This window comes from Coprobacter fastidiosus (assembly GCF_030296935.1).
Classification (GTDB): Bacteria; Bacteroidota; Bacteroidia; order Bacteroidales; family Coprobacteraceae; genus Coprobacter; species Coprobacter fastidiosus.
The window spans coordinates 2,909,027-2,935,894 of the sequence record NZ_AP028032.1; the positions used below are offsets into that span (position 1 = coordinate 2,909,027).

Annotated in this window: 17 protein-coding genes; 12 read left to right on the forward strand and 5 right to left on the reverse strand. The window is 40.2% G+C overall.

What is annotated here, in order from left to right; all coding sequences use genetic code 11:
• The first annotated feature begins 1 nt into the window (after nt 1).
• The 8 genes from QUE35_RS11495 to QUE35_RS11530 all read left to right on the forward strand — a co-directional run bounded on the left by QUE35_RS11495 (nt 2) and on the right by QUE35_RS11530 (nt 16,298).
• Complete coding sequence (locus QUE35_RS11495) at nt 2–2,263, forward strand: GH92 family glycosyl hydrolase (RefSeq protein WP_009318918.1); 2,262 nt, start codon at nt 2–4, stop codon at nt 2,261–2,263.
• Nucleotides 2,260–5,334: a SusC/RagA family TonB-linked outer membrane protein gene (locus tag QUE35_RS11500; protein ID WP_022600769.1), complete on the forward strand. Its 3,075-nt coding sequence runs from the start codon at nt 2,260–2,262 to the stop codon at nt 5,332–5,334. The genes QUE35_RS11495 and QUE35_RS11500 overlap by 4 nt, the downstream gene beginning before the upstream one ends.
• 8 nt (nt 5,335–5,342) lie before the next feature.
• Nucleotides 5,343–7,235 carry a RagB/SusD family nutrient uptake outer membrane protein gene (locus QUE35_RS11505; protein WP_022600768.1) on the forward strand — a complete coding sequence of 631 codons (1,893 nt, stop codon included), beginning with the start codon at nt 5,343–5,345 and terminating at the stop codon, nt 7,233–7,235.
• Nucleotides 7,236–7,320: 85 nt separating this feature from the next.
• The gene (locus QUE35_RS11510; protein ID WP_022600767.1) at nt 7,321–8,058 is read left to right on the forward strand and encodes a DUF3823 domain-containing protein; all 738 of its coding nucleotides are present in this window, start codon (nt 7,321–7,323) and stop codon (nt 8,056–8,058) included.
• Nucleotides 8,059–8,072: 14 nt separating this feature from the next.
• Nucleotides 8,073–10,634, forward strand: coding sequence for a glycoside hydrolase family 3 protein (locus QUE35_RS11515; RefSeq protein ID WP_022600766.1), 2,562 nt, complete (start codon nt 8,073–8,075; stop codon nt 10,632–10,634).
• 12 nt (nt 10,635–10,646) lie between these two features.
• Entirely contained in the window at nt 10,647–13,424 is a 2,778-nt protein-coding gene (locus QUE35_RS11520) for an RICIN domain-containing protein (RefSeq protein WP_022600765.1), read from the forward strand.
• An 89-nt stretch (nt 13,425–13,513) separates the two neighbouring features.
• Nucleotides 13,514–15,193, forward strand: a complete 1,680-nt coding sequence (locus QUE35_RS11525) for a T9SS type A sorting domain-containing protein (protein ID WP_022600764.1) — start codon at nt 13,514–13,516, stop codon at nt 15,191–15,193.
• A 61-nt stretch (nt 15,194–15,254) separates the two neighbouring features.
• Nucleotides 15,255–16,298 (forward strand): glycoside hydrolase family 43 protein, encoded by a 1,044-nt coding sequence (locus tag QUE35_RS11530; RefSeq protein WP_022600763.1) that lies wholly within the window; start codon nt 15,255–15,257, stop codon nt 16,296–16,298.
• A 106-nt stretch (nt 16,299–16,404) separates the two neighbouring features.
• Here QUE35_RS11530 and QUE35_RS11535 read toward each other — a convergent pair whose 3' ends face one another.
• The 5 genes from QUE35_RS11535 to QUE35_RS11555 form a co-directional block, all read right to left on the reverse strand.
• On the reverse strand, nt 16,405–17,640 hold the full coding sequence (locus QUE35_RS11535) for an ABC transporter permease (protein WP_031258408.1): 1,236 nt from the start codon (nt 17,638–17,640) through the stop codon (nt 16,405–16,407).
• A 28-nt stretch (nt 17,641–17,668) separates the two neighbouring features.
• Nucleotides 17,669–18,850, reverse strand: coding sequence for an ABC transporter permease (locus QUE35_RS11540; protein ID WP_022600761.1), 1,182 nt, complete (start codon nt 18,848–18,850; stop codon nt 17,669–17,671).
• Between the two features lie 52 nt (nt 18,851–18,902).
• A complete protein-coding gene (locus tag QUE35_RS11545) occupies nt 18,903–19,898 on the reverse strand; it encodes an HlyD family secretion protein (protein WP_009318908.1) in 996 nt (331 codons plus the stop codon).
• Between the two features lie 27 nt (nt 19,899–19,925).
• Nucleotides 19,926–21,377 carry a TolC family protein gene (locus QUE35_RS11550; protein ID WP_031258406.1) on the reverse strand — a complete coding sequence of 484 codons (1,452 nt, stop codon included), beginning with the start codon at nt 21,375–21,377 and terminating at the stop codon, nt 19,926–19,928.
• Between the two features lie 278 nt (nt 21,378–21,655).
• Entirely contained in the window at nt 21,656–22,549 is an 894-nt protein-coding gene (locus tag QUE35_RS11555) for a DUF8429 coiled-coil domain-containing protein (protein WP_009318906.1), read from the reverse strand.
• 237 nt (nt 22,550–22,786) lie between these two features.
• Here QUE35_RS11555 and QUE35_RS11560 point away from each other — a divergent pair, with 237 nt between their 5' ends.
• The 4 genes from QUE35_RS11560 to QUE35_RS11575 are packed head-to-tail and all read left to right on the forward strand — an operon-like array spanning nt 22,787 to nt 26,704.
• Nucleotides 22,787–23,398 carry a PASTA domain-containing protein gene (locus tag QUE35_RS11560; protein ID WP_009318905.1) on the forward strand — a complete coding sequence of 204 codons (612 nt, stop codon included), beginning with the start codon at nt 22,787–22,789 and terminating at the stop codon, nt 23,396–23,398.
• Nucleotides 23,398–24,468, forward strand: a complete 1,071-nt coding sequence (locus tag QUE35_RS11565; protein WP_022600757.1) for an RluA family pseudouridine synthase — start codon at nt 23,398–23,400, stop codon at nt 24,466–24,468. The genes QUE35_RS11560 and QUE35_RS11565 overlap by 1 nt, the downstream gene beginning before the upstream one ends.
• 48 nt (nt 24,469–24,516) lie before the next feature.
• A complete protein-coding gene (locus QUE35_RS11570) occupies nt 24,517–25,497 on the forward strand; it encodes a D-alanine--D-alanine ligase (RefSeq protein ID WP_022600756.1) in 981 nt (326 codons plus the stop codon).
• A 52-nt stretch (nt 25,498–25,549) separates the two neighbouring features.
• The gene (locus QUE35_RS11575; RefSeq protein WP_022600755.1) at nt 25,550–26,704 is read left to right on the forward strand and encodes a 1-acyl-sn-glycerol-3-phosphate acyltransferase; all 1,155 of its coding nucleotides are present in this window, start codon (nt 25,550–25,552) and stop codon (nt 26,702–26,704) included.
• Nucleotides 26,705–26,868 lie beyond the last annotated feature (164 nt).

Sequence of the window (26,868 nt, forward strand, 5' to 3'; positions counted from 1 at the left end):
AATGAAAAATTTCTTGAGTATATGTCTGGCGGTCGCATTTCTGGCATTGTCCGGTTGCAGTGACAAAAATGCAACGAGTCTTACCCATTGGGTCGATCCTTATATCGGCACGGGAGGACACGGACACACCTTTTTGGGGGTAGCTGCACCTTTCGGTGCGTTGCAGTTAGGACCGACGAATATAAATAAAGGCTGGGATTGGTGTTCGGGATATCACTATTCCGACTCAGTATTGATCGGTTTTTCACATCTGCATTTAAATGGAACTGGGTGTTGCGATTCCGGAGACTTGTTGTTCATGCCTTATACCGGAGAAATGAAGAAAATAGCCGGGACACAGGAAAATCCTACTTCGGGTTACGGTTCGCATTATTCTCACGATCGGGAAAAAGCTCGAGTAGGATATTATTCGGTTATGCTGGACGATTCTGATGTTTTGGTAGAGTTGACAGCGACAGAGCGTGTCGGCTATCATCGCTATACTTTCCCGAAAGAACCGGGAGGAAAACAATTGATGATCGACCTGAAAAACGGGTATGGAGATGACCGGACATTGGAAAGTTTTATCGAACAGACCGATGAATACACGGTAAGCGGTTATCGTTTTTCAACAGGTTGGTCTAAAGGTGTACAACAAATTTACTTCACAGCAAAATTTTCTTTGCCTGTTTCCGTTATATTATTAAATGACACGGCTGAGGTTTCCGGAAAATCTTTGAAAGCTCAGGGTGTGAAGGCAAATGTCCGTTTTGCGGATGATGTTGAAGATGTTCAGGTTAAAGTAGGTATTTCTCCGGTCAGCATTGAAAATGCGGCACAAAATATAGTTTCGGAAATCCCGGAATGGAATTTTGAGCAAGTTGTCGCACAAACGACTGATGCGTGGGAAAAAGAGTTGTCGAAAGTCGTCGTAGAAACAAATGATACGGTAGCGAAACGTATTTTCTATACGGGCATGTATCATGCGTTTTTGCAACCGGTACTTTTTAATGATGTAAATAACGATTACAGGGGGGCCGATCGCCAAGTATATTCCAATGCACCTTTTAAAAATTATACGGTATTTTCGTTGTGGGATACCTATCGAGCTGCACACCCGTTATATACGATACTGCAACCTGAACGGGTTTCGGATTTCGTGAAATCCATGTTGGCTATTTTCGATCAGAAAGGATGTTTGCCCGTATGGCATTTGTATGGATCGGATACCTATGAAATGATCGGTATACAGTCTGTTCCGGTAATTGCAGATGCTATTTTAAAGGGGTATAATACATTTAACTACGAGCAGGCTTATAACGCCATGAAGCAGTCGATGCTAAGCGATTATAAAGGTCTGAATTTTGTACGTGAAAATGAATATATACCGGCAGATAAAGAAGGCGAAAGTGTTGCTAAAGGTTTGGAATATGCGTTGGCAGACTGGTCGGTGGCACAAGTTGCGAAGAAATTAGGTAAAGAAGATGATTATAGGTTGTTTATGGAAAGGGCGGGATATTACCGCCATTATTGGGATCCTTCAGTTCGATTTTTCCGGGGTAAGAATGCTGACGGAAGCTGGCGGGAAGGTTTTAATCCTTTCCGCTCGGAACATCGGGCTGATGACTATTGTGAAGGGAATGCCTGGCAATATGCCTGGCTTGTCCCTCACGATGTCGAGGGGTTAATTAAATTAATGGGAGGCGAAGAGGCGTTCGTACAAAAGTTGGACTCTCTTTTTGTTTTGAACGAATCCATGGGTGAAAAAGCTTCAGGAGATATCTCCGGACTCATCGGACAGTATGCGCATGGAAATGAACCCGGACATCACATTACATATTTATATACGTTGGCAGGACAACAATGGAAGACTGCGGAAAAAGTACGCTATATCCTTAAAAATATGTATAGCGACCAACCGGATGGATTGCAAGGGAATGAAGATTGCGGGCAGATGTCTTCTTGGTATATTTTTTCTGCATTAGGTTTTTATCCGGTTGTGCCTGCAGGAGGTGATTATATTTTGGGTTCTCCGTTGTTTGACAAGGCTGAAATTTCTTTGCCGGAAGGAAAGAGCTTTAAAATTATTGCATTGAATAATGTTCCGGCAAATAAGTATATACAGTCGGTCAAGCTGAACGGAAAACCTTATGAAAAAGCTTGGATTTCACATGAAGATATTATGCAAGGAGGAGTTTTGGAATTGACAATGGGTAATGTTCCTGAAAAATCTTTTGGAGTTAAGAAACAAGAATTATTATATACTAAATCTGAAATACAATGAAACATCTAAAAGTGATGATTTTACTGTTTTTGGCAGGGCTGCCGCTGTCTTTGATGGCACAGGTGTCCGAGATAAACGGTGTAGTAAAAGATGGTGCGGGTGAACCGCTCATCGGTGTGAGTGTAATTGTAAAAGGTTCTAAAGTCGGAACAGCTACGGATGTCGATGGACATTTTTCTTTAAAAGCGGATAAAGATAAAGCTACTTTGATTTTTTCTTTTGTCGGATTTGAGAAAAAAGAAATTCCGGTGAAGGGAAAAAATAACCTGATCGTGGTTTTAAAAGAAGATACCAAACTCTTGGATGAAGTGGTTGTCGTAGGTTATGGAACTCAAAAAAAACAAGAGATTACCGGTTCTGTGGCATCTATTAACCGGGATGAGATTAAGGCTGTAACTACTTCAAACTTAACGAATGCTTTGCAAGGAAAAGTGCCGGGCTTGAATATCAAACAAAATTCCAGCGAACCGGGTAGTTACGATAACAGCTTTAATATTCGTGGTTTAGGATCGCCTTTGGTTATTATAGATGGTATTCCGCGTGATGACTTCGATCGTCTCGATCCGAATGAAATCGAGTCGGTATCTGTGTTGAAAGATGCTTCGGCTGCCGTTTACGGTGTGCGAGCTGCGAACGGAGTCGTATTGGTTACTACCCGTCGTGGTACAAAGGGTAAACCGGAAATCACATTGAACGCTTCATACGGTATACAGAATATTACCAAATTCCCGAAATCCGTAGATGCTTATGGTTATATGGAACTTTATAATGAAGCGATGGCTAATCGAGGAGAAACAGTTCCGACTTACGATCCGAGTTTGGTAACTTCGGGATCTCCTTATGCTAATGTCAACTGGTTCGATCAGGTTGTTCGTTCTACGGTACCGCAATGGCAGATAAATATGAATATATCCGGAGGAAATGATCGGGTACAATATTTCAATAGTATCGGTTATTACTCGGAAGAAGGATTGTGGAAAGCGAATTCTTTGAATTATGAACGTTATAATCTGAGATCGAATATTACGGCAAAAATAACCGATCAATTGACTGCCGAATTCCAGATAGGAGGATATTATGACGACAAGGATGCTCCGGCTTATTATCCCAGTGAAATTTTCGATGCTGTTTCGGCACAAGTTCCTATTTATGAAGTTTATGCCAATGGTAATCCCGATTATTTGGGCTATCAATATAATGATGAAAAAAATGCTTTGATAAAAAGTTCGCAGGAATATGGCGGATATCGTCGTACCAAAAACTTGCAAGTGCAAGCAACCGCCTCTTTGCGTTGGGATATACCTTGGGTAAAAGGTTTGTCGGCAAAAGCACTTATTGCTTATGACCCTAAATATCATACAGATAAGATGCTCAAGAAGCAGTATAAAACTTATAAATACAATGCCGACGCGAAATCTTATGATGTAGTAACAACATCTTCTTTGGCAAGTGTGACAGAATGGCGCAGCAACACGGCGACTCCGACAACACAGTTGTCTTTGAACTATGAAACTTCGATCAAAAATAAACATAATTTGAAAGCTTTATTATTGTTCGAAACCCGTAAATGGGAAACTTCTGAATTGAGCGGAAGCCGTAATACGTTGATGGATGCCGTCGATCAGATTTACGCAGGATTGGTAGATGATGCTCGTAGTGTAAACGGTTCTGCCGACCGTAACTCAAATATGGGGCTTGTCGGACGTATAGATTATGACTTTTTATCGAAATATCTGGTTCAAGCAAGTTTCCGTTTAGACGGATCTTCGAAATTCAGAAATAAGAAATGGGGATTCTTCCCATCTCTTTCTCTCGGCTGGCGTCTTTCTGAAGAATCGTTTATTAAAGATAATGTAGACTTTATCGATAATTTGAAAATTCGTGGTTCTATCGGTAAGATGGGGGATGACAACACTGATGCTTACTTGTGGATGATGGCATTCGATTATCCGGGTGGTGATAAATACGTATTGGGAGATCAAGGTCTTATTCCGGGTATCGGAATGCCTCAGATACCAAATTATGATGCTACATGGTACACATCTACGACAAAAAATATCGGTTTCGATATGTCGTTATGGAGAGGTGCTCTTTCTGTTGAATTCGACTTGTTTCGCCGTGATCGTGACGGATTGTTGGCAAATCGTATAGTTTCTGTTCCGGGAACTTTCGGAGCTACATTCGCAAAAGAGAATATCAACTCGGATATGCAATCGGGTTTTGAATTAGTGTTGGGGCATGAAGGGAAAGTTGCTGATTTTACTTATCATATCTCAGGAAACTTTACCTATACCTTGGCTCGTAATAAATATATCGAAAGTACTCCGTCCGGAAACTCTTATGATAATTGGCGCAATAATCAGAATAATCGAAACAGCAATATCAAATGGGTATATGATGTTCGCGGACAATTCTCCAGTATGGATGAAATTTACAGGAATCCGGTTTTAGACGGTCTTTATACGCAGTATTCTTACCTTCCCGGAGACTTGATGTATGTCGATTATAATGAAGACGGTATTATCGATGATTGGGATAAACAACCTCTTCTTAGGGGGAATACTCCGGTGATGAACTATGGTCTTACTCTTGGCGGACAGTGGAAAGGTATCGATTTGAATGTGACATTCCAAGGTGCAGCTATGTTTAATGCTAACTTGACCGACCGTCCGTTACAGTTCGGAGGAGCATGGGATATTTTCATGGATCGTTGGCATAAAGTCGATGCAGAAGGTAATCCCGCACCGTTCGATAGTGAGGGAACGTGGGTGGCCGGACGTTATCCGTCGACTCGTTTGCAAGATCCTCAAAACTACGGACAGGAATCTACATATTTCTATAATAATTGTAGCTATCTGCGACTCAAAAATCTTGAGTTGGGTTACACATTGCCGAAACAATGGACGAATAAAATCGGGATCAGTAATCTTCGTATATATGCTAACGGGTTTAACTTATTCACGATCTGTTCTAAAGATCTGAATTATACCGATCCTGAAAATCCCGGAGGTTCTCTTGCCCGTTATCCGATTATGAGAAACTTTAATTTTGGTGTAAACGTAACATTCTAAAGGCTGATATGATGAAAAAGATTATATACGGGGCATTGGCCATGACGCTTACTTTCGGTACGATTTCTTGTAGCGATTTTCTCGACTTGGCGCCCATCAATAAAATTACAGAAAACGATATCTTCGGTAGTGAAGCCGGAATAGAGGCTTATATGGCGACTTTGTACAACCGCCTTCCGATAGAAGATTTCAATTACGGAAGTGAATCCGGATTTAATAATTGGGTTTCCGGATGCTTTGTCCCGGCTCTGAGTTGCGATGAAGCTATTCACTGCGAATGGCCTCATGAAATATTCGGACCGGCGACGGAAAATGGTGCATGGAATCAGTGGTGGTCATACGACAATGTGCGTAACGTAAATCAGTTGATCCAAGAATTGGAACAATCTACGCTTTTTGCTCCGGAAAAAAAAGAAGAATTATTGGGTGAAGCATACGCAATACGTGCATGGTACTATTTCGGTATGGCAAAACGTTATGGAGGTGTTCCTATTATAAAGGTTCCTCAAGAATATGACGAATCCAATCCTTCGGCTTTGTTGGTAAATCGAAGCACAGAGGAAGCGACGTATGAATTTATATTGGAAGATTTGGACAATGCAATCGCTATGCTTCCACCGACCCGTTCGTCTCGGGAAAAATACCGAATCAATCGCTATGCCGCAGCAGCTTTGAAAAGTCGTGCCATGCTCTATGCCGCTTCTATAGCCAAATATGGTTCGTATGATAAAAACGGATTGGTAGGGTTCGATGATCCTTCGAAAGCTGAAAAATACTATAAAGAAGTAATCAAGGCGGTAGATGTCGTTCGTGAAGGAGGATATTCTCTATATCGTGGAAATGCAGACAAGGCAAAAAACTATCAGGAAATGTTCTGGATCAAGGGAGATTGTCCTGAAGTGATTTTTGTAAAGAAATATGAGTATCCCGATAAAGCTCATAACTGGGATTTATGGAATCAACCTTGGGGATACCGTTATCCGGATGGTTATGGTTCTCGCTTATCTCCGACATTGGATTTGATAGAGGCCTTTCCGATGGCAGATGGTACGTCGGGAGAATTTGAAACCAATTCTTCGGGTTGGATTGTCGGGGATGATGGAAATATTCTTGAGGTGAAAGACCGTACCGATCTTTTCGACGGACGAGATTCGAGATTGTATGCTACAGTTTTGATTCCCGGTGCTGAGTGGACCAATGCAAAAGGAGATGTAAGCGGTATAATTGATGTAAAAAGAGGAATTGTCGAAATGAACGGTCAGAATGTAACGATCTTGAAAGAGGGAGGTGCGTTTACCGATCAGATTAGTTATACCGATCCGGAAACACAGAAAGATACTTCGATATATGTAATCGGGGCGCAAGGTGTCGGAGGTAATTCCGAATCGACGGTTACCGGTTTGTATATTAAAAAATTCTTATATGAGGGAAATGCTACACAAGATCCTAAACATACGAGTGGTGAGCAGGATTGGTTTGAGTTCCGGTATGCTGAAGTTGAGCTGAATTATGCTGAAGCTGCAGCCGAATTGGCTACGATGGGGGTATCGGATTATGTAGCTAATGGATTGACTTATTTAAATGACGTACGTGACCGTGCAGGTGTAGAAGATGCTCCATCTCTTACAGTAGATGTAGTGCGTAATGAACGTCAAGTTGAACTGATGTATGAGAATCATCGGTTCTGGGATCTCAAACGGTGGCGTCAGGCCGATAAGGTTATGAACAATAAGAAGATGAAAGGTCTTTATCCGTATTGGGTAGCTAATAAGAAAACTTGGATTTTCAAGAAAGTTGAAGTCGGTAATGCACATGATTTTAAGCCCTATTTATATTATATCCGTATTAATGACGATCAGAGAAAGTTAAATCCGGGTATCGAGCAGAACCCCGGCTATTAATCGTCGGTAGATAAGTAAATAATAGAAATATGACAAGACTGTCTGGAAGTTTTCAGACAGTCCTTAAAAATAAAATTGTAAATACATGAAAAAGATTAGTTTGATATTTGCCATATTCCCTTTGTTGATGACATCTTGTTTTCAACTGGATAATTATGATGCTCCCGATGCGGGTATCGACGGGACTTTGATCGATATTGAGACCGGATCTCCGGTTTACACCGAACAGCCGGATGGCTGCCGTATTGAATTGATGGATCTTTCTTATGAAAATCCTACACCGCTTCAGTTTTGGGCTAAAGCTGACGGTACATTCCGTAATGTAGCTCTTTTTAGCGGGGATTATGATGTAACGCCGACAGAAGGTCCATTTTTCCCGGTAGAAGCTGAACGAGTACATCTTAAAGGTGTTACTAAGCATGATTTTAAGGTGACTCCGTTCCTGAAAGTAAATATAGAAGAGATTGTTTATGGAGAGCCCGGTTCGGCAGAGGTTACGGTTAAATATACAATCCGCCGTTCTACTACTCCAGAAGGAATGACTATCGGTAAGAAAACAATTTCCGAATCCAGATTGCTTTGCAATATCTATCCGGTAGTTTCCTGTTATAACAGTTGTTTCATAGAGGAAAATTCTACGACAAAAGTGCTTAGCCGTTCTACAGATGCTTCGATAGAGTCAAAGGTATATGAAGACCCTGTCAAGAATTTGAAAAGCGGGCAGAAATATTATATCCGTGTTGCCGCTCTGTCGAGCTGTAGCTATAATTCGACTTTGAAACGGTATAATTATACTCCTGTTATTGAAATTGTCGCACCTTAATTTAAACTGACATTATGATTTTGAATCTGAAAATAAAGACCTTGTTATTCTCTTTTTGTCTGGCAACTACTTCTTTGGCTGTTGCCCAGACTAAGGAGTTGTATAAAGATATGAACGCTCCGCAGCATGAGCGGATTATGGACTTATTGTCCCGTTTGACGGTAGAAGAGAAAATTTCGCTTTTGCGGGCTACATCTCCGGGAATTCCCCGTTTAGGTATCGATAAATATTATCATGGAAATGAAGCGCTTCATGGGGTTGTTCGTCCGGGTAATTTTACCGTTTTTCCTCAGGCTATCGGACTGGCGAGTATGTGGAATCCTGAATTGTTGTATGAAATATCGACAGCGATTTCAGATGAAGCACGTGGACGCTGGAACGAATTGAATCGGGGTAAAGATCAGAAAGGTTTTTTTAGCGATTTGCTGACTTTTTGGTCACCGACAGTGAATATGGCTCGTGATCCTCGCTGGGGACGTACTCCTGAGACATATGGAGAAGATCCGTTCCTTTCCGGCAAATTGGGGGTTGCTTTTGTAAAAGGGCTTCAAGGTAATGATCCTCGTTACCTTAAAATTGTTTCTACTCCGAAACATTTTGCAGCCAATAATGAGGAGCATAACCGTTTTGAATGTAATCCTCATATCTCTGAACGGAATTTAAGAGAATATTATCTTCCGGCTTTCGAAAGTTGTATTAAAGAGGGTAAAGCTCAATCTATCATGTCTGCTTATAATGCGATCAATGATGTCCCGTGTACTTTGAACCCTTGGTTGTTGACTCAAGTTCTCCGGAAAGAATGGGGCTTTAACGGGTATGTCGTGTCTGACTGCGGAGGACCGGGTTTCTTAGTGACGCATCATAAATATGTGAAGACTCCCGAAGCTGCAGCGACATTGTCTATAAAAGCCGGTCTTGATTTGGAATGCGGCGACAATGTATATATCAAGCCTTTGATGAATGCTTACAAGCAATGTATGGTGACAGATGCAGATATAGATACTGCTGCTTATCGGGTTTTACGTGCCCGTATGATGCTGGGGCTGTTCGATGATCCCGAAAAGAATCCGTATAATGCTATATCTCCCTCTATCGTAGGGTGTGAGAAGCATCGGCAATTGGCATTGGAAGCAGCACGTCAAAGTCTTGTATTACTTAAGAACGAAAAGAACTTCTTGCCTTTAAATCCGAAAAAAGTAAAATCGATTGCTGTGGTCGGCATTAATGCCGGGAATTGCGAATTCGGAGATTATAGCGGTACTCCGGTGAATGCTCCGGTATCTGTTCTTGAAGGAATTAAAAATCGAGTAGGGGATGATGTGAAAATCGTATATGCACCGTGGTCTTCTTCGATTTCTGGATATGAGATGATTACGAAAGCGAATTTCCCGAATGGTTTGAAAGCTGAGTATTATGGAAATAAGAACTTGGAAGGAACACCGAAAGTGCGTACCGATGAAAATATCAATTTTGAACCGGCCAATCAAGCTCCCGATCCTTTCTTGCCGAAGTCTCCGTTGTCGATCCGCTGGAGCGGAGATCTTGTGCCGAGTGTATCGGGAAAATATACTTTGGCTTTTGCTACTGATGACGGCTGCCGGTTATATCTTAACGGTAAGAAACTGATCGATTCTTGGCACAATCGGGGGGTACAGACCGATAGTGTAGTGGTCGAGCTGAATAAGGGCGAAAAATATAATCTGGTTGCCGAATATTTCGATGACGGAGCTGAGGCTACGGCAAAATTATATTGGCGTGTTCCGGATGTAGGGAAGAAAGCTTTACTCGATCTTTATGGAGAAGCCGGACGGGCTATTCGCGAGTGCGATGTTACGGTTGCCGTATTGGGTATCAACAAGTCTATCGAACGGGAGGGACAGGACAGATATACGATAGAGTTGCCTGCCGATCAACAACTGTTTATCAAGGAAGCATATAAAGCTAACCCGAATACCGTAGTCGTATTGGTTGCCGGAAGTTCTTTGGCGATTAACTGGATTGATGAGAATATTCCTGCTATATTAAATGCCTGGTACCCGGGAGAACAAGGCGGTACTGCCGTTGCTGAAGCTTTGTTCGGTGATTATAATCCCGGAGGACGTCTTCCTTTGACATATTACAGAAGCCTTGATGAGCTTCCTGCTTTTGATGATTATGATATTCAGAAAGGCAGAACTTATATGTATTTTGAAAATAAACCTTTGTATCCGTTCGGATATGGGTTGAGTTATACCCACTTCGATTATAAAAACCTGAAGAGTGAAGTTTCCGATGATGCCGTGAATTTGAAGTTTACGGTGAAAAATACCGGGAAGTATGCCGGAGATGAAGTTGCACAAGTGTATGTGCGTTTCCCTGAATCGGGAATAAAAGTCCCTTTAAAACAGCTTAAAGGTTTTGAACGTGTACATATAGGAAAAGGCAAGTCTGCTCAGGTATCTGTATCTATTCCTAAAAAGGAGTTGCGTCTTTGGGATGAGAAGGACGGAAAATTCTATACGCCTTCGGGTAATTATATTTTCATGGTCGGATCGTCTTCGGATGATATTCGTTTACAGCAAGTAGTTAAACTTTAATAGAGGTTATTCATGAAACGACTATTAGTGATATTGATAATGTGCTACGGAGTTTTGGGTGGAATATCCGCTCAAATTTCCGGAGTACATTTTCCGAAAATGAAACCGGTGCAGACGCCTGTGTTCGTTTCGGTAGGAGGTGCGACGGAAAGTCCTGAAGCGCTTCATATTTGCCGGATCTTTCAGGGAATTATTAACCGGGATTCTGCGGAAGTGTTTCTTTCGACCGGAGATAAAGAATTAGACTGGTTTAAGTATTTAGACGTTAAATATAAACGTCCGGATCAAGGTGTTATCGTCACGGGTGAAAATCGGGGATTGCGCACTTTGTTCAAATCGTATAAAGACCGTTTGGATAAATTGGTAATATGTAATTTTTCGGATAATGACTATACCTTCAATATGGCGCTGTTGATGGCTTGTGCCGAAGATGCTTTGCCTGTATCGGAAGAACTTAAGGATGAGTTGGTTGCCGAGTTCGGATGGGATAAGGAGATCGTCGATATCCGGAATAATTGGAGCACGATAACTCAGGCTTATAATTGGGCGTTAGAGGAAATTATGCCTAAACTTAACAAGCAATTGGTTTTTAGTATCGGCTTGCGTGACGATTGGAGAAATGGCGGTTGGCGTATTTATGATTATGCCGTGGCTTCACGCTCATTTGCTTTTTGGGTGGATGATGAGACGACTACGGGAAAGAATATTATTAAAAAAATATTAAATACGCCGGGATATCCTAAAAATGCGGTGGTAATGGGGTACGGTATGCATGGAGATGATCTTAATCTCACGACTAATCCCGAAGGGTTCGGATTTGTAGTGAGCGATCTTTTCCCGAATGCCAGTTATTATTCTTCGTTCCCTTCCGAAACATTTGAGGGGCGTCAGCCAGAAGGTGTGGCTGTTGATGCGGAAACGAATAAAGTATATGTCGCATTGCATTGGAGTGACGGGGACAATATTCAATTCAATCATAACGGGACATTGGATATTTGGAAACAGTCTGAACGGGGAAAAGTGCCTGTTTCTATGACTTTATCTCCGGCTTTGACCGAAATCGCTCCGTTCATTTTGCAATATTATTATGAGAATAGAACCGATAATGATGAGTTTATCGGAGGTCCTTCGGGAGTACAATATATCCAAGAACCTTATTATAAACCGGATGATTATGAATCATGGTGTGTAATGAATGGACAGTATCTGAAAGCCGCCGGCATGTTCAGTACGGCATCCTCATTACGTTGGCCTGCACAACCTTTTTATAACAATGGTTTTGTAAAAACAGGAGTTACCGGGACTTTGGCATGGACAAACGGGGCTTACAAAGATGCCTATAACTGGTGCGGTATGCCGGTTGTCGGTACAGGCGGAGTTTGCAGTGATGAAGACGGTATTTATAATTATTTGAAGGGCGTTGCTGCTCGAAATGATATTCCTGTATTTACCGGAGTATATATGGTTCAGGCCGGATTGGGAGGCGCCGGATATGCTGCGATAAACCGTGTTGTGGAACGTTTGCAAAGCGAATTTCCCGGAAAATATGTGTTTCTGAAAGCCAGCGATTTGTTGGCTACGGCAAAAAGATATTTTACAGAGCGACAGAAACCTTATAAAGATTTAGCTATTCCGGGCCGCATAGAAGCTGAAGATTTTGATTTAGGAGGTCAAGGCGCCGGTTTTTATGATATGGCGACTTCTAATGAAGGCGGTGCATACCGAAATGAAGAGGGTGATTATGTCGGTGTGGGAGTCGGCGGATCGGGGTATCATATCGGCTGGACTACTACCGGAGAATGGTTGAATTATACGGTAAATGTCGAAAAAACAGCTACGTATAAAATGACTGTCCGTTATTCTACACCTTCAGGACAGGATAAGGGTATTTGTGTCATGTTGGATGATGAGGTGCTCTCTTCAATGGAATTGAAGTCTACATCCGGAGTTGACAATTATGCTGATTATATGGTAAGGGTAACGATACCGGAAGGAACTCATAATTTGCGAGTACAGATAACGAATGGTGGAATGAACCTCGACTATTACGATTTCGAAGAAGATACGGAGACCATTCCTGTAATAGAGAGAAGTAAAGGATATAAAATCATCGCGGTACATAGTGGTAAGGCGTTGGCTTTGAAAACGAATAATACGACAAACGGAACGAAAATTATTCAGAAAGAATATACCGGAGACGATACGGAAATATGGAGATTAAATGTTGCCGGTGATGCATGTTACGGTTTGCAGAATGTTGCTTCCGGACTGAATATCGTTTTGAGAGGAACGAATACGATCGGTCAATTTCCTTTTGATTGCACCGTGAATAACGGAAAATGGAATTTGTATTATCAAGGAGACGGCTGTTTCACTATCGTGCAAAAAGGAGCATTGAAATATCTCGAGGTTTCGGATAGTTCGATGGACGAAGGAGCGGAGCTATCTGTAGGAGATTTGACAGGGGAAGATAATCAGAAATTTAGGATAGAAGAAGTTGCAGACTACACGGGTGTGGATCACTCTATTATTTCTGAAAATTCTGTCGGTATTGCTTATCCGAATCCGTTTGTCAATGAAATATATATTCCCGTTTCTATAAAACAGTCTCAAGATATAGAAATTGCTTTATTCGATCTTGCAGGACGCTGTGTATATAGAAATATGATATTTCTGAATGATGGTGATCGTGAATTGGTTGTTTCCGGAAATAACTTGCCTTCGGGAATATATGTTTGGAGATTGAACGGGGAGTCTGTTCATTCGTATGGTCGTGTAGTAAAGAAGTAGAGAATTTTGGAATCGACTATTTAAAGTCGGTTCCAAAAAGTTAAAAAACAACTTAATTATTATATACATTAACTTTTAAATTGTATGTTATGAAAACGAGAACAATTACTTTTTTAGGGCTTTTTGCCGGCTTGTTTGCGACGGCTTCGGCTGAAGACCTTGTCATTAAAATGACAGAAGAAAGCGGTGTCGAAATTGTGAATGATGCCCGTTTTGATATTGTAAACAAGTGTTTGGGAAATACAATGCCCGGAACAACCATCTGTTTGGGTGAAATCGATTTTGGAGACGGAACGACTTATGCTGCTAACGGTGCGGAATTTGCACATGAAAATCCGGATACGGAAGGTACATTGGATTTCTATATGGGAGATCCGGATAACGGAGGTTTATTGTTTACACAAATCGATGTTAAGGGTACGAATGCTTTTCAGTATTATCGTACTTTCCGTTATAATTTTTATCCTGAAGGTACTGATGGTTTTACCTGGCCTACCGGAAAGCATCAAGTATATATGCGCTATAATAACTGTGAAGGTAATCTGAAAAAGATCGTGTTTTATAACAATGAATTTACTGAAGAAGAGCAAGGGGAAATGCCTGATCCGACGTATGATTATTTTTCAATTCCGGCAAGTGCAGGTTCTGTTGTGAATCCGGAAGTATGTCCAGATGCTAAATTAAATGATGGTGTTTGGGGAAATACAGGAGAAGGATTGATTGTTAAATTTCCGTCGATAGATTTTAAAGATGGAAATACGTATCAACAGATAGCTGTGGTTTCTACTCATGGAGGGTCTACTAATCCGGATGGTTTCCTTGAAATTTATATTGATGGTACGGATAGTGAAGATAACATGATTGCTAAAATATGGACGGCTCGAGACTGGCGTTGGATTGTTTATGGTACGTTAGCAAAAAACTTAGAGAAAAATATCAGTGGTGTGCATGATCTTTATGTAAAATGGACGGGTGCTACAAACTTGAAAGAAATTCAATTGATTGAAGGAACTCCTTGGGAAATAGAAGATGATGAGCCTGAAAAGATAGAGTTGATAGACGAACCTCTTACTGATAACGCTTATGGCATGCATTTCGATTCGATGGGGGGTATTGAGAACACCGTTGAATTTATGGCATACGGTTCAGATGATCTGAAATTTGAGGCTTCTAATATCGGTTATACTTCTTATGGTGTGGTTTTGAAATTTGTTGACGTTGATTTCCAAAATGGACAATTTACTCGTATTTTGGTAGATCATTCTTCAGACCAGGCGTCTTTGGGAAGCAGTACGTTCGATTTCTATATCGACTTGGATCATGATGATTATAGCGATCTATCGGTATTGGAAAATGATACGAAATTGGCAACAGTACAGGCTCAGGGTACAAGTAACTGGGCTACTCCGAAGAAAACTGCCGGAACTATGACATCAAAAGTAGAAGGTGTGCATGATTTGTATATGGTATTTAGGACCGATGCCGGTGCGAATATCCATGGTGTATATTTGGATACCGACTATGATCCTTCTTCTATCTCTACGGCAACAATTGAAGGTGTAAAAGTTTGGGGCATGACAAATGCTGTTTGCATCGAGTCTGCTACTGAGTCGTTGACTGTTGATGTGTATAATTTCGCAGGACAGAATATTTCTCAAACTAAGGTGGCTGCCGGATTGAGTACTTTGTCTATGGCAAAAGGTATTTATTTGGTAAAAGTTGCCGATGCGAAGGGTAATGTAGCTACTTATAAATTGTCTGTAAAATAAAAATTTATTTAATTACAAAGAACGCCCGTTAAGGGCGTTTTTTGTTTTATCGGGTTAAATTATGGTTACAAAAAAAATTTTCTTTTTATTTCTTTTTTGCTGTGTGTCGGTATTAGCTTTTCCTCAAAAGAAGAAAAAAACGAGCGGAAATCCTATTTTGCCCGGATGGTATGCCGATCCTGAAGCTATTGTGTATGGAGATGAATATTGGATATATCCTACATTGTCCGGACTGGTAACTGCTGATGGAAAAGATCCGGATACGGGCAAAAAAACTCGGGCTGTGCATCAAATTTACAATGTGCAGACATATATGGACGCATTTTCGTCTAAAGATCTTGTTCACTGGACTAAGCATCCGAAAGTCCTTTCGATTGAGAATATAAAGTGGCTTGAGTTTGCTTTGTGGGCTCCGTCGGTAATTTCGGCAAACGGGAAATATTATCTTTTTTTCGGGGCTAATGATATTCAGAATAATGACCAATACGGTGGTATAGGTGTAGCAGTTGCCGATCGTCCGGAGGGACCTTTCAAAGATGCTTTAGGAAAACCGCTGATCGATAAAATCGTGAATGGCGCACAACCTATCGATCAGTTCGTATTCCGTGATGATGACGGCTCTTATTATATGTATTACGGAGGCTGGCATCATTGCAATATGGTAAAGTTGAGTGATGATTTGTTGAGCATTGTTCCGTTTGATGACGGTACTTTATATAAATCGGTTACTCCTGAAAATTATGTAGAAGGGCCTTTTATGTTGAAGCGAAACGGCAAATATTATTTTATGTGGTCTGAAGGTAGCTGGGGTGGTTCTGATTATAGCGTGGCTTATGCTATTTCCGATTCTCCTTTTGGTCCTTTCAAACGTATCGGTAAAATATTGCAACAGGATGATAATGTAGCAACCGGAGCCGGACATCATTCGGTGATTCAGATTCCCGGGAAAGACGAATGGTATATCGTTTATCATCGCAGACCTTTAGGTGATACCAATCAGAATCATAGAGAAACGTGTATCGACCGGATGTATTTTGATAAGGACGGATATATTCTTCCTGTTAAAATAACGTTTGAGGGGGTTAAGCCTCGTCGCATCAAATAAACTGTTCGCTTTTTATTTGTTATATGAAAAATGCCCCTCGATATTAGGGGCATTTTTCATATAAAGTGTGTAATCTTTTTGATCTATTTCGGATTTAGACAGCCTCTTATATTTGATAGTTTTCTTCTATCTTTCCTCTGAAACCTCTTTTTTTATCTTTCCATATTTGATATCTGTATGCCAGACATGCTGTTATAAAATAGATTCCGGTAAGTATCCACAGATTAATGAATGCATCATGTACGTCACTGATGCTAGCTCCTGTAGTATTCATGCGGACGAAGCCTTCGATTCCCCATGTTGAAGGTATGATAGCTCCTATTATTTTCCAGATTTCGGGCATTGCATAACGTGGCCATGTAATACCTGAAATAAAGAGAAACAGCAATGAAGTAAAAACAAACAGTAGGAACGATGTCTCCCGTTCTCTTACAAATATAGAGAGTGTCATTCCGAAAAATATGGATGATAATAAAAATGGTGCGATGAACGCGTATATTTCCCATTGGTTTCCTATCTGAGGATATTTGAATAGCCAAGGTACTACGTGTAATATATACATTGTGGAGACAATGTAAAGGCTATAATAACATATCGCTTTCCCAAAAACAATATGCATGATATTGTTATGCATCATTTCCCGGTTGGAATAATATCTATGCAATTTCTTGTGTTCGTATATTCCCCCTGCTAAAAGTCCAATTCCTAAAATAAGACTTTGTTGCAAAACCAATATCAAGACTGCCGGAATAAGAAACGATGCGAAACCGCTTTCGGGGTTATAGAGAGTTATAGAACTGTATGGAATAGGAGACATCGCCATTTTAGCTTGTTCGGGGGTCGCACCACCTAATGCGGCGACTTGTAGTTTTGACCCTAAGTCCATCGTCACTTCTGTCAAAGCGATCAGAAATCCTTTGTAGTTAAGTAATATACTCATATCTGAGTAAAAAATAACCGGACTTTGCTCTCCTCGCATAAGTTTTTTGCTGAAATCCTCCGGAATGAGCATAATGCCGTAACAGTTCTTTTCATACATTATTTTTTTTGCTTCATCCATATTAGCGCAATAAGATACGATCTTTGCATTCGGGCTTGCATCCATGTTCCTACATAATTCACGACTTAACGGAGTGCGGGCGTTATCTACTACAACCATCGGAACATCTCGTACGACTTCAGGATTATAAATAAGAGCATATAATATCGGATATGCAAATGGCAGGGCAAAGAAAAAAATCAATGCTCCGAAATCCCGGAATACCGTTACATATTCTTTTCTCCAGATATAGCAGACATCCAGCATTCCGGTTTTTATCGATTCGAATATTTGTAGTTTCATCTTTAATACTTTTTTATCCTGCTTATTGCTAAGGAACATATACTTGATTTTGCAAAGCGGTTTTGAGTCGTTTCAGTAACGGTAAAGAAGCTATGGCAAAAAGGAACAAATACAGATAATGCATTCGGCTGTAATATAACGGTATGCCGTTCAACGCTTGATCTGCGTATATCAGGAAATAATGTCGTAGCGGGAATATGTTCGACAATAACTGAAATGGCGGATACATGGCAGGCACGGGGAATGAAAATCCGGTAATCGAAATAGAAATGATTCCGAATAATGCGGCTATACTCAACCCTATTCTTAACGATGGTGCTATACTCATCATGATAACGCCGAAGCTTTGGCTTGCAAGAACCAACAAGAACATTGCCGCCAGCATCGGCCAGATTCCGTTATGTAATGGGAAATGCCAGTATCCGTAGAGCATAGATTGCAGTAATGCTCCCATGATAAAAAACAGAACGGTTTGCGGAAGTAATTTCCCTGTAATAGCCAATACGACCGAGTTGTGTGATCGAGCTAACCATTCTCTGGATGTTCCGTGTTTGATTTCTGTTCCGATGCTGAATACGGTTGTCAATAATATCATTATTTGCAGCATTCCCGGAATAAATGTATTATTCAAATAGACAGAATAACTTATCCAAGGGTTACCTAATTCATGTACTGCCGTAGGCACAGGTTGTAATTGGGGCATAATTTCATATCCGTATTCTCCGTGGGCGAGTAAGGTTTGCTGTACGATAGCCCCGGAGGCAAGTACCGACATCGTTTTGAAATTCTTATATAACAAAGACGCAGGTATGTAGTATGCGTTATTGGTGTAAAACGATATTTCCGGTCTGCGGCCGGCCATAGCTTTTGCTTCGAAACTTTCCGGTATCACTAAGAACCCGTATATTTCTCCCTTTTGCAGCGATTTTCGAGCTTCTGTAAAGCTGTTGGGTTGCTCTGTAACTTGTGTCAGACTCATTGCATCGAGTTGCCGGATAAAATTTCTCGATGCTGCAGAATGGTCGAGATCGACGACGGCGGTGGGAATCTCTTCCGGTAATCCTTCGTTCATAAGAGTTAACAGAAAAAGATAGCTGATGAGAGGTGCTATTATTATACAGAAAATGTATATCGGTCTGGAAACCAGCCGGTGCAATTCTCTTATGATGACTGCCCAAAGAATTTTTGTAACCGATTTTTTTTCTGGCATGTAATTTTTGTATTGAGAGTCCGTTAAAGATGGCGGACTCGGATGTAACTAATTATTTTTTCAGCAAGACAGACATTCCCGGACGCAGGTTTTCTACCGGAGCTGTCGGACGAGCTTTGATCTGGAACGTTTTGGCGTCATATTGTCCGCTTACTTTTGTCGCTCTCCATACAGCATAAGTGCCTAAATCTTTTATATAGTAAATTTTCAAAGTGATTTCTTTGTTTCCTAAAGCCGGAATTATTGCCGGTATTTCTTTTCCCATAGTCAGGTTCTGCAGGAGTTCTTCTCTTACGTTGAATGTAACCCACATGTCATTCAGATTCAGAACATTCATAATCGGAGCTCCAGTACCTACCAGCTCGCCTTCGTTAGGGAATATGTCGGATATTTCTCCGTCGATCGGAGCTGTCAGGTATGAGTCTGCCAATACCGATTCGACTTGAGCCACGCTTCCTTTTGCTGCCAGCAACATTGCTGCCGCGGCCTCTTTATCTTCGATTTGCGCACCTTTTTTGGCCATTTCATATTGAGATCTTGCTGCGCTTTCGGTGGCTTTCATTGCGTTATAGTTTGCTTCGGCTTCATCGCGTTTTTGGGCAGAAATCACGCCTTTTTTGAAAAGAGCCTGCATCCGGTCGTATGATTTTTTTGCAATATCGAGTCCGGCTATTGCTTTTTGCCACATATCATAAGCCGAGTTTATTACTTCTATGCGTGCTCCTTTATCTACTTTTTGGTTTTGGGCCTTATATACATTCTCCATAGCAGAAGCCTGCATGAGTTTAGCTTCGGCATCGGATGAAAAGATGCGGACAAGAGTATCGCCTTTATGTACGCTTTGTCCGTCCTCCACCATAAATTCGACAATACGTCCCGGAAGTTTTCCCGATACCCGTACTTGGGTTGCTTCTGCTTGTCCTTGTATGGTTTCGTCACCCGGTTTCAACATGAAGAATCCGATCATTGCGAGAATGATGATCACGATAATGAGTCCGACTAATCCGATGATCAGACTTTTTTCTTTTTTTCTTTGAGGAGTATCCATTGTCGTTTGTTTTTTACGTTTCCTATTTTATTTCATTAATCCCATAGCCTTAGACAAATAAACTTCGCATAAGCGGACGTCTATTTCGGCATCTATTTTTTCTGACTGGGCTTGTAACCAGGCAGTCTGAGCTTCCAGTACATTATCGGTCGTAAGAACTCCCTCTTCGAATCCGATTTGGGCGTTACGAAGGTTTTCTTCTGCTTTTTCCATATTTTTGCGTGTCATAATCAGTTTTTTATTTGCTTCGTTTACTTTAAACGTAGCCTGATTGACTTGTAATTCGATTTTTTCTTTAGCTTCTTCTAAATTCAAAAGAGCGATATTTCTTTCTGTTTTAGCCGCTTTTACTTTATAAAAATCTTTTCCCCAATGGAAAACCGGAATTTTAAGCATTACACCTACATTGAAAAATCCGTCTACTCTCTTTTCGAAACTGTTGAAAACATTCGGATTGGAGAACATATAACTGCCTGTCAACGCAAGGTTAGGCAACATGGCGGAAAGCGCGACTTTTTGTTTTTGTTTATAAATTTCGGTCGCTAATGTGAGGCTCTGTATTTCACTGCGGTTGGCATATACTTCATCCATGTTGATGGAGTTTGTCGGAGTTGGAAGGTTTTCTTCATGTAACTCTTCTATTTCGTCAGCTAAAGTATAAGGCATGTTTATCGGTAATCCGCAAATTTGTGCCAAAAGCATTTTAGAGAGGCTGAGTCCGTCAGAAACTTTTGTTAAAGTGATTTGTGCTTCGTTTTGTTTTACTGCAACAGTCAGCCCGTCAGATTGAGTTGCAACCCCCTCAGCTATCATTGCTTCGACATTTTGGTATAAAGAATCTAAAAGATCGGCATAACTCTCGGCCAGTTTCTTTTTATATACCAACGATACTACTTGCCAATAGATTTCGTCCGTTTGGAATACAAGGTCTTTTACTGCTGTGCTCTTCTGAGTTTTTGCCAGTTCTTCTGCATATTTGGTGATTTGATTGTAGGCCCTTATTTTTCCGCCCATATAAATAGGTTGGGTAAGCGTAATTGCCCCCCCGAACATATTGGTCGTATTGGTACGCAGAGCATTTACTAAAGATTGTCCTGCTCCGTTTACCGAGTTTATTATGCCAGCACCCAATTGTTGAAGTTGTGGTCCGAGTTCGGGATGTTGAGCTATTATTTGTTGCATTATAGGAGCTAATGTATTTGTCCCTGCATTTGATAATTGCTCTTTTTGTTTATCGCTTAATAGAGAGATTTCTTTTGAATTATACATGTAACCGCCTACTGCATCGAATCCGGGCAAATAATTTGCAAATGCCGATTTCTTTTCATAACCGGCTGCTTTTATTTTTTCGTTGGCAATACGTATCTGTTTGTTATTGTTTATTGCCATATTCCGGCACGAGTCAAGGGTAAAAACCTGTTGTGCGATAGCATTACTTCCGCCAATGATGAGTAAACAGAGGACAATTAATTTTTTCATTCTGTTCGTTGTTTAGATATTATTTCTCAAATCTCGCATTATATTCTTAAATATGCAATTGTTGCATAAACAATCTTTCTATGTTAAAAAAATAGAGACTTCACAGCTCTATCTTTTACCGGCAAAGATATATTGTGAATATTAACATAACAAGATTTTCTTTCGGTTAGTTTTCTGTTTTTATTCTTTTTTAATAAAAGGGGAAGCAAAAAATTGTTGCCGAAATATGATTCATATTTCGGCAACAGACAGTTCTACAATATTTTGTTGATCTATTGTTATTTTTCTAAGCTAAATGACTTGCTTCCGATCATATAATTGTCGGCAAAGATATCGACCCGATAATCCCCTGGATATAAGAATTCTTCGACATTCCAATAGAGGCACAAATTCATTTCTTCTCCGTCATATTCTATAAGTTTGCGAGTAGAGAAGTTGATTTCTTTATCTTCGTAGTGAAATAAATCTGCCCGACTTTTTACCAGAATATCCCCGTCTGGTTTCATAATCCGGAGATAAATATATTTTTCACCGACTTCGGCCGTTACGTTTTTGGCAATGGTAAAACATACCTTTATTTGTTCGATTTTACTGATTTTGTTGGTTTCCTTGCCTCTTTTATTGATCGGTGTAACCGTGATTCCGACTGCATCCAATTTTGATGCTAACGTAACTTTGTGACTGAGCTGTTCTTTATCTTTTTGCAATTGAGAAGCAGTTTGGGCTACAGCTTGATATTTACTGGTGACAGATTTGTTTTCTTCCATCAGCTTTTTGTTGAGGGAGTTGAGGGAGTCGATTTGTATGATGTAGTTACGCATTACGCTTCGTAATGTAGCCAATTCTTTTTTCAGTTCATTGATGCGTGCGGCATCAGTAGCTTTGACGGTACGAAGTTCTTCGAGCAGACGTTGGACTTTCATTTTTTCGGCATCCAACTTTTGTACTAAAGAGTCGTTGTTCAATAATATTTTTCCACCTTCATATTGGTCATACTGGAATGCGAGGTCGGCATATTCTTTTTCAAGTTCTTTCCGTTCGTTTTCGATTTCAACTTGCGTTTTGAAATCTTCCATCTCTTTCTTTTGTGAGTAAATAAAATATGCAGCGATTACCAAAATGACAACAAGAATAGCGCATGCTACAATCCATATGACAGATCCTTTTTTCATATTTGAAAAAGTATTTTCAGATTAGAATATTTTTTATTCTCCATCGGGAGAATATTGCTCGCAAAGGTAAACGTTTTAGAAGCAAAAATCAACCATATTAGATTTTTTAAGTTATGAATCGGGAATTCTTTGTTTCGTGGAGGTTTTGATGTATGATTATTAAAATAAATTAGCTTGATTGGAAAACCGATCAAAATATCTATCTTTGCCAATTCTAATATGTATAATTGAAAAGCAGTGAAAAAAATCATTCTGTTTTTTAAAAATCATCCGATTCTTAAACATCTGATTTTTATCGGATTAGTTTTTGTGGCATTGGTTTGGATCGTGTTGCATGGTTTGGATATTTACACCCGACATGGGGAGTCGGTAACGGTTCCCGATGTCAAACGTATGCAGGCTGAAGATGCAAAAGCTCTTTTCTCTCGCTATAGATTGCGTAGTGAAGTCATCGACTCGGTGTATGTTGACAATATTCCTCGGGGCGCAGTTGTAGAACAAATACCTCGGGAAAATTCTTCTGTAAAAGAAAATAGGATTGTTTTTCTGACGATAAACTCTAATCTTCCCAGAAAAGTTACAGTACCGGATGTTCGAGATATGTCATATCGCCAGGCTGTTGCTATTCTTGAAGGGATAGGTCTTTCGCAACCGGAGATCGAATATGTAGCTTCGGAATATAAAGATCTTGTGTTGGATGTCGTTTATAATGGAGTATCAGTAGAGAAAGGATTGAAATTGCCCGTATCTTCCCGATTGAAATTATTCGTTGGAAATGGGACGGCGGAAATTATAGAAGACTCTATTATTATGAGTGAAGATTCTGTGGGAGAGGAGTGGATGGAATAATGGATGAGAAGCTCACGGACATAGAGACCGACTGTGAAGAACTGGAGACGGGGGATGAAGAAATTCCGGCTCTGTATGAGCATTTTAAGTTTGTTGCGGATAAAGGTCAGAATTTGCTACGGGTCGATAAATTTTTGGTAGCTCGCATCGAGAATACATCGAGAAACCGAATTCAACAAGCTGCCGAAGCTAATTGTATATTGGTAAACGGGAATCCGGTAAAGTCTAATTATCGAGTAAAACCGTTGGATGTCGTTTCGGTAGTGATGGACAGACCTCGTTATGAATCGGAAATCATACCGGAAAATATTCCCCTTAATATTGTATATGAAGATAAAGAGGTGCTGGTTGTGAATAAGCCGGCAGGTCTTGTCGTGCATCCGGGACATGGCAATTATTCAGGAACATTGGTCAATGCATTAGCATATTATTTCAGAAATGATCCTTTATTCGATGTCTCCGATCCTCGTTTAGGATTGGTGCATCGTATCGATAAAGATACTTCGGGTCTGTTGGTGATCGCTAAAACTCCCGAAGCGAAAACGAATTTGGGATTGCAATTTTTTAATAAAACGACAAAACGGAAGTATGTTGCATTGGTATGGGGAAGAATGGAGGAGAACGAAGGTCGGATCGAAGGAAATATAGGTCGTAGTTTGAAAGATCGTTTGCAAATGACCGTGTTTCCTGAGGGCGATTATGGTAAGCATGCCGTAACTCATTATACGACTCTCGAGCGTTTGGGATATGTTTCTCTTGTAGAATGTCGTTTGGAAACCGGGCGTACGCACCAGATACGGGTGCATATGAAATATATCGGTCATACCTTGTTTAATGATGCTCGGTATGGAGGAAATGAGGTACTCAAGGGAACGACTTTTGCCAAATATAAACAGTTCGTTCAAAATTGTTTTGATATTTGTCCCCGTCATGCCTTACATGCCAAAACTTTGGGTTTTGTACATCCGATTACGGGAAAAGAGATGTTTTTTGATTCGGAGATACCGGAGGATATGAGCTTGTTGATCGAAAAATGGCGTTCATACATGCAGAATAGAGAAATTGGTTGAATAAAGATCATTATATAAAATATTTTAAGTATATTTATTGCTATAAACATGGATAAGCGTAGAATTGCTATTGTAGCCGGTGGATATTCTTCGGAGTTTCCGGTCTCGTTGAGAAGTGCGCAAGGGATTTATTCTTTTATGGATGAAGACCGTTACGACATATATATCGTGAAATTGACTCGTGACGAATGGTTTGTTGAGTTGCCTGACGGAGAAACTTCTGAAATAGATAAAAATGATTTTAGTTTTGTCGAAGGTGGACGGATTCGTCATTTTGATTTCGTTTATATTACGATACATGGGACTCCCGGTGAAGACGGGCGTTTACAAGGCTACTTAGATATGATAGGTTTGCCTTATTCAACTTGTGATACTTTGGTTTCGGCTATGACATTCAATAAGTTTGTGTGTAATCGTTATCTGCATGCGTTCGGTATTCCTATTGCGCATTCTATCGTATTGCGAAACGGGCAGACTGTTTCTGACCGGGAGATCGTAGAGCAGATTGGTTTACCTTGCTTTATAAAACCTAATGTAGGTGGATCGAGTTGCGGAGCTACGAAAGTAAAGATTGAAGAAGAAATACAGCCGGCTATAAAGAAAGCTTTTGATGAAGGGAAAGAAGTTATTATCGAAGCTTTTATGGCAGGGACGGAAATCACTTGCGGCTGTTATAAAACCCGGAAACGGGATGTCGTACTCCCGGTTACCGAAGTCGTGAGTAAAAACGAGTTCTTTGATTATGAAGCCAAATATACGGCTTCCAAAGTAGAAGAGATCACTCCTGCCCGCTTATCTGAGGAAATGACAGCTAAGGTACAGGAACGGACATCTTTTATTTATGATATATTGGGGTGCAAAGGTATTATCCGTGTCGATTATATTATCGTGGGCAAAGAACCCTATTTGTTAGAAGTAAATACGACTCCGGGTATGACCGAGACCAGCTTTATCCCTCAGCAGGTAAAAGCTGCCGGAATGGAGATGAAACAGGTTTTGTCGGAGATTATTGAAGATGAAATGTTGTGAAGATAACGATTCTTATGAAGAGCTCTGTTATGATCTGTAAAATGATAAAGTTATGAGACAACTATTTGATTTTGACGAGATACGTCCTTTTTATGACGAGGAGATTCCTGACATTATCAGGTCGCTCACAAAAGAAGAAAAGTTTCGGCATGCTTTAAAATTCGTTGTTCCGGATGTGGATGCATTCTGTCGCCAAATGGAAGAATGTACTACTAAAAGAGAATTTCAAAAACGATTGGCTATTCCTGTATTAAACGATTTGGCGAGACGCTCTACTTCAGGAGTGGATGCGAGCGGACTTGAAAATTTGTCTCCGTCAGGTAATTATACCTATATGTCAAATCATCGAGATATAGTTTTAGATGCCTCTTTCCTGAATATGATGCTCGATGCTCACGGATTTGAAACCAGTGAAGTGGCGATCGGGGATAATTTATTGGTGTATCCGTGGATTTCAGATTTGGTACGGGTAAATAAAAGCGTTATCGTAAACCGTAATGTACCTCGCCGACGCATGCTTGAGGTTTCTCGCCGGTTATCTAATTATATTAATTTCGCAATTAAGATAAAACATCAATCTTTATGGATTGCCCAACGTGAGGGACGTTCTAAAAATTCTGAGGACCAAACGCAGGAAAGCGTTATCAAAATGCTGAATCTCGGGGGTGGAAGCGATATGCGTACGAACATTATGGGGTTGAATATTGTTCCGGTTTCTATATCTTATGAATATGATCCTTGTGACTATTTAAAAGCAAAAGAGTATCAGATGAAACGGGATAATCCTGATTACAAGAAACAACCTCAGGATGATCTTTTCAGTATGGAAACGGGAATATCCGGTTATAAGGGACATATTCATTTTTATTTATCGCCGGTTATTAACGGAGAATTAGAAAAATTGGAAGACTGTTGTGAAAAATCGGATGTGTTGCATTGTATAACCCATATTATTGATAAAGCAATTCATTCAAATTACATGATTTATTCGGGTAATTATGTCGCTTATGACGAGTTGTACCATACAGATCGTTTTTCAAGAAATTATTCCACAGAAGAGAAACGTCGTTTTATGGATTATATGCAGAAACAGTTAGATAAGATCGATTTACCGCAGAAGGATGAGGCGTTTCTTCTTGAAAGGATGCTTGAAATGTATTCTAATCCATTGAAAAATAAATTGATAGCTACGGGTGTTGATCTATGATGTAAAAAATATTTAGTATTAAATTTTATTTCATCATATAAAATGACTATTTTTGCGATGATAATAATAAAATATGTTCTGAAAAGAACATATTAGTGACATAAGCATAGAGATGCACATAAATTATAATTACAATATAGTTTTTCAGGTCTGAGGTTTTGGAA

Bases quoted from the DNA above. Each gene is read 5' to 3' on its own strand.
- QUE35_RS11495 (WP_009318918.1), top strand. From the start codon at position 2: ATGAAAAATTTCTTGAGTATATGTCTGGCGGTCGCATTTCTGGCATTG.
- QUE35_RS11500 (WP_022600769.1), top strand. From the start codon at position 2,260: ATGAAACATCTAAAAGTGATGATTTTACTGTTTTTGGCAGGGCTGCCG.
- QUE35_RS11505 (WP_022600768.1), top strand. From the start codon at position 5,343: ATGATGAAAAAGATTATATACGGGGCATTGGCCATGACGCTTACTTTC.
- QUE35_RS11510 (WP_022600767.1), top strand. From the start codon at position 7,321: ATGAAAAAGATTAGTTTGATATTTGCCATATTCCCTTTGTTGATGACA.
- QUE35_RS11515 (WP_022600766.1), top strand. From the start codon at position 8,073: ATGATTTTGAATCTGAAAATAAAGACCTTGTTATTCTCTTTTTGTCTG.
- QUE35_RS11520 (WP_022600765.1), top strand. From the start codon at position 10,647: ATGAAACGACTATTAGTGATATTGATAATGTGCTACGGAGTTTTGGGT.
- QUE35_RS11525 (WP_022600764.1), top strand. From the start codon at position 13,514: ATGAAAACGAGAACAATTACTTTTTTAGGGCTTTTTGCCGGCTTGTTT.
- QUE35_RS11530 (WP_022600763.1), top strand. From the start codon at position 15,255: ATGGTTACAAAAAAAATTTTCTTTTTATTTCTTTTTTGCTGTGTGTCG.
- QUE35_RS11535 (WP_031258408.1), bottom strand. From the start codon at position 17,640: ATGAAACTACAAATATTCGAATCGATAAAAACCGGAATGCTGGATGTC.
- QUE35_RS11540 (WP_022600761.1), bottom strand. From the start codon at position 18,850: ATGCCAGAAAAAAAATCGGTTACAAAAATTCTTTGGGCAGTCATCATA.
- QUE35_RS11545 (WP_009318908.1), bottom strand. From the start codon at position 19,898: ATGGATACTCCTCAAAGAAAAAAAGAAAAAAGTCTGATCATCGGATTA.
- QUE35_RS11550 (WP_031258406.1), bottom strand. From the start codon at position 21,377: ATGAAAAAATTAATTGTCCTCTGTTTACTCATCATTGGCGGAAGTAAT.
- QUE35_RS11555 (WP_009318906.1), bottom strand. From the start codon at position 22,549: ATGAAAAAAGGATCTGTCATATGGATTGTAGCATGCGCTATTCTTGTT.
- QUE35_RS11565 (WP_022600757.1), top strand. From the start codon at position 23,398: ATGGATGAGAAGCTCACGGACATAGAGACCGACTGTGAAGAACTGGAG.
- QUE35_RS11570 (WP_022600756.1), top strand. From the start codon at position 24,517: ATGGATAAGCGTAGAATTGCTATTGTAGCCGGTGGATATTCTTCGGAG.
- QUE35_RS11575 (WP_022600755.1), top strand. From the start codon at position 25,550: ATGAGACAACTATTTGATTTTGACGAGATACGTCCTTTTTATGACGAG.